16 protein-coding genes are annotated in these 13,853 nt (G+C 51.3%); 7 read left to right on the plus strand and 9 right to left on the minus strand.

What is annotated here, in order from left to right; translation table 11 throughout:
- Window positions 1–20 precede the first annotated feature (20 nt).
- Window positions 21–461 (minus strand): low molecular weight protein-tyrosine-phosphatase, encoded by a 441-nt coding sequence (locus GPL81_RS02350; RefSeq protein WP_178122557.1) that lies wholly within the window; start codon window positions 459–461, stop codon window positions 21–23.
- A 526-nt stretch (window positions 462–987) separates the two neighbouring features.
- Between GPL81_RS02350 and GPL81_RS02355 the strand changes: the two genes are divergently transcribed.
- Entirely contained in the window at window positions 988–2,034 is a 1,047-nt protein-coding gene (locus tag GPL81_RS02355; RefSeq protein WP_246218873.1) for a glycoside hydrolase family 99-like domain-containing protein, read from the plus strand.
- 74 nt (window positions 2,035–2,108) lie between these two features.
- Here the strand turns inward: GPL81_RS02355 and GPL81_RS02360 are convergent, their stop codons facing one another.
- Window positions 2,109–3,239 carry a UDP-N-acetylmuramate dehydrogenase gene (locus GPL81_RS02360; RefSeq protein ID WP_160105041.1) on the minus strand — a complete coding sequence of 377 codons (1,131 nt, stop codon included), beginning with the start codon at window positions 3,237–3,239 and terminating at the stop codon, window positions 2,109–2,111.
- Between the two features lie 698 nt (window positions 3,240–3,937).
- On the opposite strand from GPL81_RS02360, the gene galU reads away from it, so the two are divergent.
- Complete coding sequence (gene galU / locus GPL81_RS02365; RefSeq protein WP_160105042.1) at window positions 3,938–4,771, plus strand: UTP--glucose-1-phosphate uridylyltransferase GalU; 834 nt, start codon at window positions 3,938–3,940, stop codon at window positions 4,769–4,771.
- A gap of 68 nt (window positions 4,772–4,839) precedes the next feature.
- Window positions 4,840–5,301 (plus strand): phosphohexomutase domain-containing protein, encoded by a 462-nt coding sequence (locus GPL81_RS02370; RefSeq protein ID WP_160105043.1) that lies wholly within the window; start codon window positions 4,840–4,842, stop codon window positions 5,299–5,301.
- 38 nt (window positions 5,302–5,339) lie between these two features.
- Here the strand turns inward: GPL81_RS02370 and GPL81_RS02375 are convergent, their stop codons facing one another.
- Both GPL81_RS02375 and GPL81_RS02380 read right to left on the minus strand, forming a co-directional pair.
- The gene (locus tag GPL81_RS02375) at window positions 5,340–5,969 is read right to left on the minus strand and encodes a phosphatase PAP2 family protein (protein WP_425502501.1); all 630 of its coding nucleotides are present in this window, start codon (window positions 5,967–5,969) and stop codon (window positions 5,340–5,342) included.
- A gap of 68 nt (window positions 5,970–6,037) precedes the next feature.
- Window positions 6,038–6,406, minus strand: coding sequence for a hypothetical protein (locus GPL81_RS02380; protein WP_160105044.1), 369 nt, complete (start codon window positions 6,404–6,406; stop codon window positions 6,038–6,040).
- A 466-nt stretch (window positions 6,407–6,872) separates the two neighbouring features.
- Between GPL81_RS02380 and tal the strand changes: the two genes are divergently transcribed.
- Entirely contained in the window at window positions 6,873–7,799 is a 927-nt protein-coding gene (gene tal / locus GPL81_RS02385) for a transaldolase (protein ID WP_096512626.1), read from the plus strand.
- Window positions 7,800–8,030: 231 nt separating this feature from the next.
- On the opposite strand, the gene rssC is transcribed toward tal, so the two are convergent.
- Complete coding sequence (rssC, locus tag GPL81_RS02390) at window positions 8,031–8,513, minus strand: anti-sigma factor antagonist RssC (RefSeq protein WP_096512627.1); 483 nt, start codon at window positions 8,511–8,513, stop codon at window positions 8,031–8,033.
- A complete protein-coding gene (rssB, locus tag GPL81_RS02395; RefSeq protein WP_096512628.1) occupies window positions 8,513–9,694 on the minus strand; it encodes a two-component system response regulator RssB in 1,182 nt (393 codons plus the stop codon). The genes rssC and rssB overlap by 1 nt, the downstream gene beginning before the upstream one ends.
- Window positions 9,695–9,969: 275 nt before the next feature.
- On the opposite strand from rssB, the gene GPL81_RS02400 reads away from it, so the two are divergent.
- Complete coding sequence (locus GPL81_RS02400; RefSeq protein ID WP_160105045.1) at window positions 9,970–10,269, plus strand: PilZ domain-containing protein; 300 nt, start codon at window positions 9,970–9,972, stop codon at window positions 10,267–10,269.
- Window positions 10,270–10,329: 60 nt separating this feature from the next.
- Here GPL81_RS02400 and GPL81_RS02405 read toward each other — a convergent pair whose 3' ends face one another.
- A complete protein-coding gene (locus GPL81_RS02405) occupies window positions 10,330–11,019 on the minus strand; it encodes an MlaA family lipoprotein (protein WP_160105046.1) in 690 nt (229 codons plus the stop codon).
- A 200-nt stretch (window positions 11,020–11,219) separates the two neighbouring features.
- Here GPL81_RS02405 and pcrP point away from each other — a divergent pair, with 200 nt between their 5' ends.
- Window positions 11,220–11,840 carry an HAD superfamily inactivated hydrolase PcrP gene (pcrP, locus tag GPL81_RS02410; RefSeq protein WP_160105047.1) on the plus strand — a complete coding sequence of 207 codons (621 nt, stop codon included), beginning with the start codon at window positions 11,220–11,222 and terminating at the stop codon, window positions 11,838–11,840.
- A 124-nt stretch (window positions 11,841–11,964) separates the two neighbouring features.
- The gene (locus tag GPL81_RS02415; RefSeq protein ID WP_160105048.1) at window positions 11,965–12,228 is read left to right on the plus strand and encodes a DUF4404 family protein; all 264 of its coding nucleotides are present in this window, start codon (window positions 11,965–11,967) and stop codon (window positions 12,226–12,228) included.
- A 123-nt stretch (window positions 12,229–12,351) separates the two neighbouring features.
- Here the strand turns inward: GPL81_RS02415 and queF are convergent, their stop codons facing one another.
- Both queF and copI read right to left on the minus strand, forming a co-directional pair.
- Window positions 12,352–13,182 (minus strand): NADPH-dependent 7-cyano-7-deazaguanine reductase QueF, encoded by an 831-nt coding sequence (queF, locus tag GPL81_RS02420; protein WP_160105049.1) that lies wholly within the window; start codon window positions 13,180–13,182, stop codon window positions 12,352–12,354.
- A gap of 61 nt (window positions 13,183–13,243) precedes the next feature.
- Complete coding sequence (copI, locus tag GPL81_RS02425; protein ID WP_160105050.1) at window positions 13,244–13,792, minus strand: copper-resistant cuproprotein CopI; 549 nt, start codon at window positions 13,790–13,792, stop codon at window positions 13,244–13,246.
- Between the last annotated feature and the right edge of the window lie 61 nt (window positions 13,793–13,853).

The raw sequence follows: 13,853 nt of genomic DNA on the forward strand, positions 1-13,853 counted from the left end.
GTTCAATTCAAATTAAACAATTAACGTGCAAAACGTAGAGCCCATGCATGCGACGCTTCGTTTATTAGTGCATAGGTATGCACAAACGCGGGCTTGCCTTGACGATAAGGGTCAGCTATCTCACGATCATTCTGCCATTTGCCCAAAAGAAAAACCTTTCCACGGGCCTCAGGAGAGATGCTAAATACCCCATCAAGATGATGTTTCTCCATCACCAAAATTAGATCTGATTCTGCGACAATTTCCTTCGTTAGCTGACGCCCAAAATGATCAATAGGAGTATGCCCATGCTCCTCAAGCACAACTTTAGCCAGCGCTTCCATCGGATGGTCTTTTACGGCAGCTAGCCCGGCCGAATCAATTTTTATTTCCGTTCCAGCCATCGCCTCACGGAATAGGGTTACCGCTGTAGGGCTTCGACAAATATTGCCGATGCAGACGATTAGAATTCGCTTAAACAAGTTCATCACCCTCGTCTTTTTGATAACATTTTCATCACAAACAAAACACCATAACCATGTACCTTAAACTGCAAGACACTTGACTACCAACTAGAGACAGTTAGCACTCAGCACTTCCGGATCGCAAAACAAAGAAAGTTTTCAGCAACCAAAAGCATTGCAATTATTATCATGGAATTATGCATAACGCGAGAAATTGTACGTGACCAAAAATAACATTCTAACGTTAACCACAGCCTCCTCCTTTACATGCTGGACTTGTAAATAACATTTTTGCCTAGCAGGAGATATTTTCAAACGTCATAATTGAGCGCATAGGTCTTGATAGCACAGTTAAACTTATCAAATAATTACAACGAACACCAAATTTTGCACGTACCTGACAATGCAAAAAGAACGTAAGTACCAAATATTGGCTACTCAAATTGTAACTCATACCACACGTTAGTCTTTGTCTACATTTGCAAGTGGTATCGACTTGGTTATTTTGTCAAAATTTTAGTAAGACTATCTTATAGGTACCGTAATGAAATATCCCGTCCTGACACTATCCTTTTTTTTGATGTTATACGCCAATGTTACTTTTGCGACAGATGTCGGTGTTTTCTATTACCCTGGATGGAACAAAACGACCGTTGACTCTTGGGGAAAAATCAAACCCTATCCAGAGAGAGAACCATTACTGGGGTGGTACAAGGAAGGAACTGACACATATACAAAAACGTATACTGCATGGATGAAAGAATATGGAATTGATTATGTTATTTATGACTGGTACTGGGAAAAGAATGGCGGTGTACAGGACACCACTTATGCGATTGACTCGTTTATGAGAAATTCAAGCCCTTCCTCGATTGAGTTTTCTCTACTCTGGGCTAATCACTCCGGCACACCTGTTAGCTACAAGCAATTCGACGAAATCATAAACTACTGGATCACTCATTATTTTAGCAACGAACGATATAAAAGAATCAATGATACACCGGTTGTTTATGTGTTTTCCCATGATCGACTAAGCGCTGACGCAAAAACGTTTGGCGCAACACCTAAAGAGTTGCTTAGGCGGGCCCGTGCGGCAGCAGTTAAAGCCGGGTATAAAGGTATATATTTCGTAGGTTCTGCGTCAGCGGATAAAAAACGCTTGGACTTCACAGATTTAGGGAATACCTATGATGCTCTATCCGCTTACAACTACCACCTTGGATCCGCTGAAAAAAGCGCCAGAAGAAAGCTATCTACTAGCTATCCAGATCTTGCCGCTGGTTATGCTCAATCATGGAAGCGAATTATAAGCAAAAGTAGTATTCCCTACATCTTACCACTGACTTCAGGTTGGGACAGATCCCCATGGGGTGGTAGTGCCGATCCAATCCATGATCGGTCAGTAAGCACACCAGAGAATTTTTATGAGCACTTACAAAAAGCTAAGAGCACTTTAAATAGATACCCCAATCAGACGCTAAACTCAGTTGTTATTTGCTGCTGGAATGAATACGGAGAAGGATCATATATCGAACCAACAAAAAAATACCAATTTAGATACCTGGAGGGAATTAAAAAATATCTAAAATAATAAAATGCGACTGAAGTTTTTTGGAAATCCACCTTTAACGAGTAATGCCGGGCTCGAGATGCCCGGCCTATAGATCATTGAAGGCATTTAAATTTTAAGTAGCTGGTTATCTTTTGGTGATTCGACTGAAAATCATCAGCCACCCGATATGCGGGCCCGACAATCATTTCGTTTTCTATACTAAATCGGTCACCCAGTCGTTTTTCAAATTCTAGAATATATTTCAGATGCGACTCAACCGAGGTTCTTCCATCGTTAATCAATATATTCAGACTTTTATTGGACGGGGTATATTGAGTATGCTTGAACTTATCCAAAAACAAATTGTTCATTGCTGTATTTCTAGGTTTTTTTCTGTTCACAAACTTCATCAACGGGTTTTTATAAAGCAACTTAAATGCATAGTAGATGATTTTTTCTAACCTTCCGTCGTGCTTCAATAGTGCGCCATATGGATCACCTCCAATTGAAAACATACTCCCTAGATTAGGGTACACAAACTCTTGATACGAGTGGCGTGCAATATGGAATGTTTCAATATTATCTGCTATCTCCTCTACTCTCCCCTTAACAAACTTAAATCGAGCGCAAAGAATTATAAAATCATTACTTTGAAAGCGAGATTTTCGATGGCTAAATTCACAATTTTCCTTTGTTAGGGTTATTAGCTCTCCATTTTCATCTATGCAATCTACTGAAATAATATTCTGAGATATTGCATATCCGTATGCACCAGCATTCATGCACACCCCACCGCCGATACTTCCTGGGATTCCTTCCAGCCCCTCAAAACCGTCTGCTTCTTCAAGCACAGCAATACGAACAAAATCCTGCAATGAATAGCCGCTATCGACCTCGACGACACCTTCACACTTTCTAATACTGGTTAGATTTTTAGTGGATAAAATTACAGAATACTCAATCTCATCAAAGAGAAGTATATTGGATGTGAACCCAATAACTTTATACGCAACCTTTTTTCCAATTAATTTTCCAACTGCCAACTTCATCTTCTCTCGTGATTGAGGGCAGATAAAAAGCTTAACCAAACCACCGGACTTAAAATATGTATCGTATTTTATCTCGTAATTTTCTTTGAACCAGATGCCTTCTTGAACCAAGAAACTCTTCACATCTAATAGCTCTTGATCCATTGGATGAACATCTCCAACCTTGAGTTTATCGATTGTTTTTTCAGCGATCATTTTATTTCCCGACAATCACAATGAAATGGATTTTAAGTGCTTATCCGAGGCCGATAACGGATAATAGTTTCTGCAATCTGTCATTTAAACACGAGTCACAAAACTGCCTCTCAGATGTTCCACATTTCAAACTATCATATTTGCTTTCAAAGCAGCACATTTCAATGCATTCACACTTCTCTACATCCCAAGCCTCATCCAGCATATCTTTAGATCAGAAATTTCGCGTTTGCTGTTCGATTGCGCCTGCTTTTTACGTACATCATATTGGCAAATCATGCAATAGGCTCATGAATGTTAAAAAAAATCTACTTTCTCGTAATTAACAGTGATTTTTATCGTGATAATCACACACTATTTGGAATCTCTTTTAAAACTGCCATCCTTCGACACCTGATCCCGCCAAATTTTAGCCAATTAGCCATGATTAATCGATTGGATAATCATATATTGACGTTTTTGGTACTCCCCCGAAATGATCGCCAATCACTAGGCACGCAACTCAAATCAATTTCCGCGTCGCAAATAACATCACATGCGAAATCACGACAATAAATAACTATTTATGTTTTTTTCTTTGTCACAGTATAAATTTGTATGCAAGCTGCATCAGTTTTTTGCCCCCAAGTAAATTTACTCATTTGGTGGCTGATTGTTGAATTCAATTTATACCGAAATTTTTAATACAGGACTTTCTCATGATCCGTAAATGCCTATTCCCCGCCGCTGGCTACGGCACTCGCTTCCTGCCTGCCACAAAGGCAATGCCCAAGGAAATGCTGCCGGTTGTGAATAAACCGCTGATCCAGTACGGCGTAGAGGAAGCTCGGGACGCAGGCCTTCAGCACATGGCTATCGTTACCGGTCGTGGCAAACGGGCTTTGGAGGATCACTTCGATATCAGCTACGAGCTGGAACATCAGATCCGCGGCAGTGATAAGGAAAAGTTTCTGTCGAGCACTCGCGAGCTGATGGAGACGTGCACCTTCTCTTACACCCGCCAGGTAGAGATGAAAGGGCTTGGGCATGCCATTCTCTCTGGCCGTCCGTTGATTGGTGACGAACCTTTTGCGGTGGTCCTGGCTGATGACCTGTGTTTGAACCTCGGCGGCGATGGTGTGCTGTCTCAGATGATTGCGCTTTATAAGCAGTTCCGCTGTTCGATCGTGGCGATCCAGGAAGTGCCCAACGATCAGACGCACAAGTACGGGATTATTGCTGGTGAGCAGATTCGCGAAGGCATCTATCGGGTCAACAGCATGGTTGAAAAGCCTAAACCGGAAGATGCTCCGTCTAACTTGGCGATCATTGGTCGTTATATCCTGACGGCCGACATCTTTGACTTGATTGCCGATACCGAGCCTGGCAAGGGCGGGGAAATCCAGATTACTGATGCGTTGATGAAGCAGGCACAGAGTGGCTGTGTGCTGGCTTACAAATTCGAGGGTAATCGTTTCGACTGCGGTGGCGCGGAAGGCTACATCGACGCAACCAATTTCTGTTTTGAGAATTTGTATAAGAAAGGCCTGTAAACGGTATTTCTCAGCTCTTGGGTGCCGCGTTTCTGAGCGGCCATAAACCTTTTGCAAGGCAGACCACTATGAACGCTTCCAGATCACCCATCGACGTTGTCTATAAATCGCTGGACCCTTTTGCACCCGGCAATATGGTTTTGGGGCAGAAGCTCACCGAGGGCAATAGTGGATTGATGGCCTGGTTGCGGACTTACGAAAGAGCTCCCTCCTCCTCTTCACCACAACCAAGGTTGTTGGTGGAGCGCATCGGGCTTTTTCCTTCCTCGGGGTGGATTCGATGTGCGACCGCCAATCCGATTGCCGCACTGGAGCATCTTCGGTCGCTGTATGCCAGTAAAGCGCTGGACACGGACGAAACTGACGGCCTCAGCCTGACTTTCACAGAATGGCGCTTCAAGGTTCATATCTCGCAGACGCGGTCGGAAATCCTGCTGAACGTAGAGAGTCGTGGCGATGTTGAGCTGATGCAGTTGAAGACGGCAGAGCTGCTGGCTCGGATTGATGAGAAAAGCAGTAGTGAGTTCTGATACCGCCCTTTTGCCAGGAGTCGCTATCAAGCTGAACTTTACAACCGTGAGGCCTTGGCAGAAGTGCGCCAATGAGGCTGTATAACCGCCTTTTCCGCCCCCGACAGAGCCACAGCAATCGAGTTCAAGGCCCCCTCAGCCGTATACTTTGGAATGCTCGTACTCAACATGATGATCGCTAGCCCCAGCACCAGGGCCTGCGGGGGGATTTTACGGACTTGCTTTTTCTCCAGCCTGTAAAGAAACACACAGGCCGCTGCTGATCCGACAACCGCTCCCGCAACAGCTTCCGACAGAGGATGGATCGACTGCGCGACATACTGGACGCTGAACCACCAGGTCGACAGCAGACCCGCACCCAGTGCCAACCATCGAAGGCGGTGATCCAGTTGGCGCAAAAGCAAACTCAGGACAACGGTCGACACCAGACAGGCGTTCATCGCGTGGCCGCTGATGACTGCGATATCCAGACTTTCCAGGCCAATTCCCCAGCCCTTGAAAAGCACTTTACTGAGACCGACGACGAAATAGGCTGCGGACAGCACACCTAGCCATAGGAGGGCGAGTTTTCTTGATGCTGTGCACCATAACCAACCGGCGACAACCAGCGCTGCGGGCAACATGACGGTGATGCCGGCGTATTGAGCGATGTAAAATTTTGACTCCAATCTACTTCCTCACGCCTCATGCAGACTTCTAGTGTTTGAATAGGAGCAGGTGCTCAGGGGGTAAAAATTCAGCGATCCAAAAAGCACTTTAGACGTTTCTCAACGATGGCGACCGAATAACTCGCGACGTGCATCGCCAGCCCCTCCTCCACCAGCGCCTCAAGCAAGGCAACTTGTGCAGCGAAGCGCTGGTCGCGGTTGAGCTTTCGAGAAGCGTGCATCTGATCGATCAATACATGAGTCACTTGATAGGGCGTATTGACTCGCACGCGCCCCAGCCAGACGGGAAGTCTTTTTGCGGTTTTAGTTTGGCTGCTGTCCAGTACGCCCGTTGTCTTATCTGAAGAAGTGCTTTTCGAGTTTTCCATTACCTCTTCAAATACGTCGGTTAACTTTTTTAGTGCGTAGCCAAGCATCAAATCATCAAACGCATCCAAAAACATATACCTCTTCACTTTGTGAAGTCGTTTCTACCAAGCAGACACTTACTATTATCACATTACACTTTATCCGATGCCTTTATTGGACGTATTCTAACGATCACACCCTCAACAAATAACATATGTTTACGCACTGACTTGTCACCGGCAACTTAATCGACTTTTTATAACAATTATCAAGACCGCTACCAAACTAGTTAAACTTTAACAATATCGCTAAAACAAGTAACTATTGCGAAAGTTCGAAAAGAATCCTGGAGCCAGATAATTTGTGCCGGGCGCTAACCGTCAGATGAGTTGAACCTGATCGCCCGATTGGGTTCCTATCTACGGATACCGCGCTTCGCCATTCAAACACCTGTTTTCAGGTAGTTGCCCCCGGAGCCACCGATACACGCACACACCCTTGAGCGGCTGTCAGCGCTCGGGTAATGTCATCAGACCCATAGGACAGAGCACGCCCATGACTTCCAAGCTGGAACAACTCAAACAAATGACCACCGTGGTTGCCGACACCGGTGACTTCGAAGCGATCGCTCGTGTTAAACCGGTGGACGCTACTACCAACCCTTCTTTGCTGCTCAAGGCAGCGGCCATTCCCGGGTATGCCGAGTTGCTGAATGCTTGTGTCAGCGACTGCAAGGGCGATGTAGGTCTGGCCAGCGACCGTTTTGGCGTCGCGGTGGGGCAGGAAATTCTCAAGGTGATCCCTGGTCGCATTTCCACGGAAGTGGATGCGCGCCTGTCGTTCGACACTGACGCCGTATTGAAGCGTGCGCATCGTCTGATCGAGCTGTACGAAAAGGCCGGCATCGGTCGCGACCGCGTGCTGATCAAGATTGCTTCCACCTGGGAAGGCATCCGTGCTGCCGAGATCCTGGAGAAGGAAGGCATCCAGACCAACCTGACCCTGCTGTTCTCCTTCGCCCAGGCCGCTGCCTGTGCTGATGCCGGGGTGTTCCTGATTTCGCCGTTCGTGGGCCGTATCTACGACTGGTACAAGAAGGCCACCGGCAACGAGTACACCGGCGCGGACGATCCGGGCGTGCAGTCGGTGACGCGCATCTACAACTACTACAAGGCCAACGATTACAAAACCGTGGTGATGGGTGCCAGTTTCCGTAATCTGGGCCAGATCGAGCAGTTGGCCGGTTGCGATCGCTTGACCATCAGCCCGGACTTGATCGACAAGCTGGCGGCGGATACCGGCAAGCTGGAACGCAAACTGGTGCCGGGTCATGCCGGTGAGGCGCGCTTGAATCTCAACGAAGCGCAGTTCCGCTGGTTGTCCAACGAGGATGCCATGGCGACCGAGAAGCTGGCTGAAGGGATTCGTCAGTTTGCCCGGGACCAGGAGAAGCTTGAGGCGTTGCTGCAGGCCAAGCTGTGATCTGAGCCGGAAATGCAAAAAGGGCGAACCCTGGTGGGTTCGCCCTTTTTTGTGTCTGCTGCGCGATGGGTTGGCTTCGCGCTGGGAGATGTGGAGATTGGGCTGACGCTTTCGCGGGCAAGCCCGCTCCCACAAGGGATTTGTGGGCTGCCAGGTTAAATAGTCAAACGAAGGACCTGTGGGAGCGGGCTTGCCCGCGAAGAGGCGAGTACAGCCAACTTCGCATTGGGATCAATGCCGCTCCAGCGCATTCACCAGGTCATGGAACGCTTCGCGATTGGAATCGTTCAGGCCCATGAGGATCTTGTGCGCTTCAAGCACCTTGATCCGCACCACTTCTTCGGACTGATCCTGATCCGGCAAGTCGTCCAGGCACTCCGGGCATGCCACAGGCTGGTCAACGATGTTGAACACCTGCTCGAAGCCCATGGATTGCAACAGGCGGGTGATGTCTTCGTGGGTGGTGACGACGGTCGGCAGCAGGCCGACCTTTTGCCGCGACAGGATCGACAGCTTGGCCAGCAGGCCAAGGGTGGTGCTGTCGATGCTGCGGGTTTCGGTCAAATCAATCACGATCGCGTTGAAATTCATCGCGGTGAAGATTTTCTCAATAGTCGCATCCAACGCCGAACACAGGGTCAGGCGAACTTCACCGACGAACTTGAGGACGAAGGTGCCGTCCTGCTCGGCGAACTGGATTCTACCGGTACTCATTAAAGATTCCTGCTCAACACCAACAGGGCGATATCATCCGGCATCTCCCCTAGCGTGGCCAATCCAAAAACCTGCCGCAGACCATCCAGGCTGCCGCCCGCTGCCTTGACCCGTTGGGGCAACGCAGCTTCTTTTTCTTTGAGTGTGGGTTCTGGCAAAAGGTCCAGAATGCCATCAGACATCAGCGTCAGGCTGAACGTCGGGGGCAACTCCAGCACGTGGTCTTCGTAGGTGGCTTCATTGAAGAGGCCTACCGGCAGTCCACGCCCTTCCAGATAACGAACACTGTCGGGTGTGTACAACACAGGCAACGGCAAATGACCGCCGATGCTATAGGTCAACAAACCTGTCTCCTCGTCGATGACTCCACCGACCATTGTGACGTGTTTGCCCAGCTTACAACTGATCAGGCCCCGGTTGATATGACCAAGCACCTCTGAAGGCTTGAATTCCGGCAAAGTGCCACTGCGCTTTGACTCGAACAGCAAGCGCGTGGTCATGAATTTCAGCAGCACGGTGACGAAGGCTGAAGAAGCGCCATGTCCGGAAACGTCCGCCAGGTAGAACGCAACCCGACGCTCGTCGACCCTGAAATAGTCGACAAAATCACCCGACAGGTACAGCGACGGGATGATCTGGTGAGCAAACTTGAACTCGTCGATGGCCCAAGGGCTGACCGGCAGCATGTTCATCTGCACCTGTCGACCGGCGTTCTGGTCTTCCTGGAGCAGGTTCAGGCTGGCGGCGAGCTCACGGTTGGCCTTTTCCAGCTTCTCGCGGTAACGCTGGTTTTCCAGCAGCAAGCGCGCGCGATCCAGGGCCCGACGCACAGAGTGCTCGAGCACAGCCAGATCTTCGAGAGGTTTGATCAGGTAGTCCGCCGCGCCGAGGCGCAACGCCTCGACCGCGTCATTCATCACTCCGGCCCCGGACACCACGATCACCGGCGTTTGCGGCGACAGCTCGGTAATCTGGCGAATGAGTTCGAGTCCACCCATCTGCGGCATGCGCAGATCGCAGATGACCAAGTCGGGCTTGTCTTGCTCGAATACCTGAAGACCCTGCTGGCCATTGCTGGCCTGCAAGACGCTGAAACCACTGTCTTCCAAATAGGCGGCGAGGCTCGCGCGCACTACTTCGTCATCATCGATTATCAGCAGCGTGGCACTGGTTTTTGGCATGTGGGCAAACGGCGCCAGAATTAGGTTGGCGTAGCGGCTCGGGTTTTGGCCCGGCTCATACTACTGGATTCGCTTTCTAGCCTCTCTGTCGCACCGTTTTCGAGCATTTGCCCTACACACATGTACACCAGAGGTGCCCTTCTAAGGCGCAGACGGTACTCCCATCCGCGAGGCGTTTCAAGCTCACGCCGATGGTCGCTTGACGTCTACACTCCTCAAAGCACCAGGAGTTATAAGAACCATCAAAACCGTAACTCAACGGAAGGATCATAGCCATGAGTCAAACCAGTCGGGACTACAGCGAAAAGCGCGACTTCATCCGCATGCGGGTCGATGCCGATGTGTCGCTGATTCATGAGGGGGATGAGGTGCCAGCTGTCTGCCTAGACCTTTCCAGCAGCGGCATGCAACTGCAGGCGCCGCGCTTGTTCGAGTCAGGTGATCGGCTCAGAGTGCGTATCGAATCCGAGCACGCTGCGCTCAAAGGGCTCGAAGCCGATACCGAAGTGGTGTGGGTGAAGGAACAGCACGAGGGCGGCCAGAAACTTGGCCTTACAATCCTCAAGATGAAGTAACCCCGTACCAGACGAAAAAAGGCAGCCCGAAGGCTGCCTTTTTCGTTCTACCGGCCAGGATCAGAAATCGTCTTCGACGTGGCCATCCTTCACTTTGAATTCACGGTTTTGCAGGTAAGCGTTACGAATGAACGTGTACTTGTCGCCAGTGATCAACTTTTCCGAGGACAACAAGCTCGCTCGGGTATCGACGATGTTCAGACCGAAAGCCGAATTGCGCACCGGAATGTCATTGATGTAGCGGTACGGGCCGGTGTAACTATCGACGTACTTCGATGGCGCGTCACGCAGGGTACTTGGGCCCAGGAGCGGCAGCATCACGTACGGACCGCTGCCCACGCCCCAATAACCCAGGGTCTGGCCGAAGTCTTCATCGTTGCGCTGCAGGCCCATTTTGGTACCGACGTCGAAGAAGCCCAGGAGGCCGAAGGTGGTGTTGAAGATCAAACGTGCGGTGTCGACACCGGCTGCCGTTGGCTTGGCCTGCAAGATATCGTTGGCGAGGTTGGTTACATCACCGACGTTACGGAACATGTTGTGGATGCCGTCTTCGAGGAACTGCGGCGTCACGAACTGGTAGCCCTGGGCCAAAGGCTTCAGTGCATAGGTGTCGATCACGTCGTTGAATTTGTAGATCGGGCGGTTGATGCTTTCCCAAGGGTCGTCTTCCGAAGCTGCCTGGGCAACAAACGGAACCAGCATCGCACTGGCACATACACAAAGCTGAGCGAGATGATTGCTCCAGCGCATAGAAAAACTCCTTGGTTCATACCATCGCCGGGCGCTTGGCTCGACGCAAAGACACCTAGTATAAGTCGGAAACGCCATTTTAGGCAGCATTGCACCCGCATGCGTGCGGATGATTCCTGTCGATTGTGAGCGATTCACACCCATGTCACGCAACTGTCATCGACGATCCCTAGCCTTTAAGCTATTTCAGGGACGTTGACATGCCGCATGCCGAAACTTCGCCTCAAACCGCGCCAAACCTGACCGCCGTGTTGTTCGGCCTCAGTGGCTGCCTGGTGGATTTCGGCGCGCGTACGCGCCTGACTGGCGACCATTCGGCCGAATACGCCGAAGTAACGCCTGGTGCCCTCGACAGTGTGCACAGCTTGCAGCGCCAACAAATACCCTGCGCCTGGCTCGATGAACTGCCCCCTGCCCTCAGCCATTCCCTGGCCGGCGCGCTGCCGGAATGGATCAAACCTTCGCAACACCCCGCAACAATCAGCCCTTGGCCGGCACCGAATGCGTGCTGGCAAGCGCTAATGACGCTGAATGTCTCGCGTCTGGATGGCTGTGTGCTGGTCAGCGGCGAACCGCGCTTGCTGCAATCGGGGCTAAACGCCGGACTGTGGACGATCGGATTGGCATCCTGCGGCTCACTTTGCGGGCTCTCGCCCACGCAATGGCAAGCACTGTCCCAACAGGAACGGGACACCCGTCGCGGCAAGGCAACGGTACAGCTGTTTGGCCTTGGCGTGCATTCGGTCATCGATCACCTGGGTGAACTCGACACCTGCCTGGCGGATATCAACTTGCGCCGGCTCAAAGGCGAAAAGCCCTGATCGCCGCCTCACACCTACGAAGGCATGCAGGTTGGCCGCGAGTGGATTAATCTAAGGGAAGCCATAGATCTTTGGCGTACCGCCGCGGTCTATGCCAGTGCCATTCGAGAAAAGGAAGAACGCCATGCCTGCCCGCGAACTGCAAGAACAGCTCAATGCCCTGCGCGAGCAATTGGAGCAGAATCCTCCGCTGTCCGAAGCCGAGCGCGCAGACCTGCACGCGCTGATGCAACAGATCGAACTTGAACTTGAGCTCGAAACCAAGACGAAGGATGTCAACCTCGCCGATAACGTTAATCTGGCCGTCGAACGCTTCGAACTCGAACACCCCACCCTCGCCGGCACCCTGCGCCAAATTGGCCAGGCCCTGCACAGCATGGGGATCTGACCCCGCTGGATACAATGCAGGAGCGAGCTTGCTCGCGATGGTCGTTAACGAAAACGCGTGTTTACTGGCTAAACACGGTGCTCTTGAGACCATCGCGAGCGAGCTCGCTCCTACAGGAAATCGCTATTGACGGACCAGGCGATGGTTCGGCAACTGCACTTCTTCAGTACTGCGGTACGGATTGATATCCAGCCCGCCACGGCGCACATAACGCGCATACACCGTCAGTTTCTCCGGTTTCAGCAACCGTTGCAGATCGAGAAAAATCCGCTCCACGCACTGTTCATGGAAGTCCGAATGCTGGCGAAAGCTGACGATGTACTCCAGCAAACTGGCATGATCCAGCGCCGCGCCGCGGTATTCCACCGCTACGCTGCCCCAGTCCGGTTGACTGGTCACCGGGCAGTTGGATTTGAGCAAATGGCTGTGCACGCTCTCCTCGACAATGCGCGATTCGTCGCAACGCAGCAGTTCCGGACGTGGATGTTCATAGTTGCTGACACTGATATCCAAATCGTCGATGCACACGCCCGGCAATGCCACGACGCCTTCGGTTTCGACATCTTTCAGGCTGCGAATGCGCACGCCCACCGGCTTGCCGGCAGCGGCTGACAAGTCCTTGACCAGTGTCGCCTCAAGGCTCGCCGTGTCGGCGAATGGCGTCTGGTTCAGGGAGTTGAGGTACAGCTTGAACGACTTCGATTCGATGATATTCGGCGAATCCGCCGGAATGCTGAACTCTCCGATCGCCACCACTGGCTTGCCCGACGGCAACAGCCACGACAGTTCGAAGCAGTTCCAGAAGTCCACGCCCTTGTACGGCAGCGTATCAGCCGTCAGGCCCAGCTCGGCCCACTTCGCGGTACGCGGGATCGGGAACAGCAGGGACGGCGTGTAAGTGGCGATGTATTCGCTGGATTTGCCCAGCGGCGAGTGTTCGGCTGCGGGATGCATGGCGGAAACCTGACTGAAGAATCAGCGGATTCTAACAGCCTTTGCTCCCGCCTTTGAGTGCTTACTGACTGACTGTCAGTTTGCCGACCATACCGGCTTGATAATGACCGGGAATATTGCAGGCAAACTCCAGATTGGCCGCCTTGCTGAAGGTCCAGGTCAGCTCGGAAGTTTTGCCCGGCTCCACCAGCACGCTATTGGGGTCGTCGTGCTTCATGCCACTCTTCATCTCGTGTCCCATGGCGCCGTGATCCATACCGGCCATCGCGCTGTGGTCCATTTCTTTCACGCCTGTAGGCGTGAGCATGCCGCTTTGCTGCATCTGCAGCATTTCCTGCTGATGCCTGGCATGCATCGCCGCATCCCCCAGGTTGAATTCGTGCAGCAACTGGCCTTTATTCACCAGCACGAAGCGTACGGTTTCCCCGGCCTTGACGTCGATTGTCTTGGGGGTGAACGACATGTCACCCATCACCACTTCAACACTGCGAGTTGCCTTGGCCGCTGGCGCCGGTTGACCGAAGTCATAGCTGTGCGTTCCTGACGCCCATGCCAGCGGACTCAATACCCACACACAGGCGGCCAGCATCACGGATTTGCGCAAAAACATCGTCGTACTCCAACAAAATAAGGTTCAGCCTGTGGAAAACTCTAAACTGCCACCGCTGCCC

This window comes from Pseudomonas izuensis (assembly GCF_009861505.1).
GTDB classification, from domain to species: domain Bacteria; phylum Pseudomonadota; class Gammaproteobacteria; order Pseudomonadales; family Pseudomonadaceae; genus Aquipseudomonas; species Aquipseudomonas izuensis.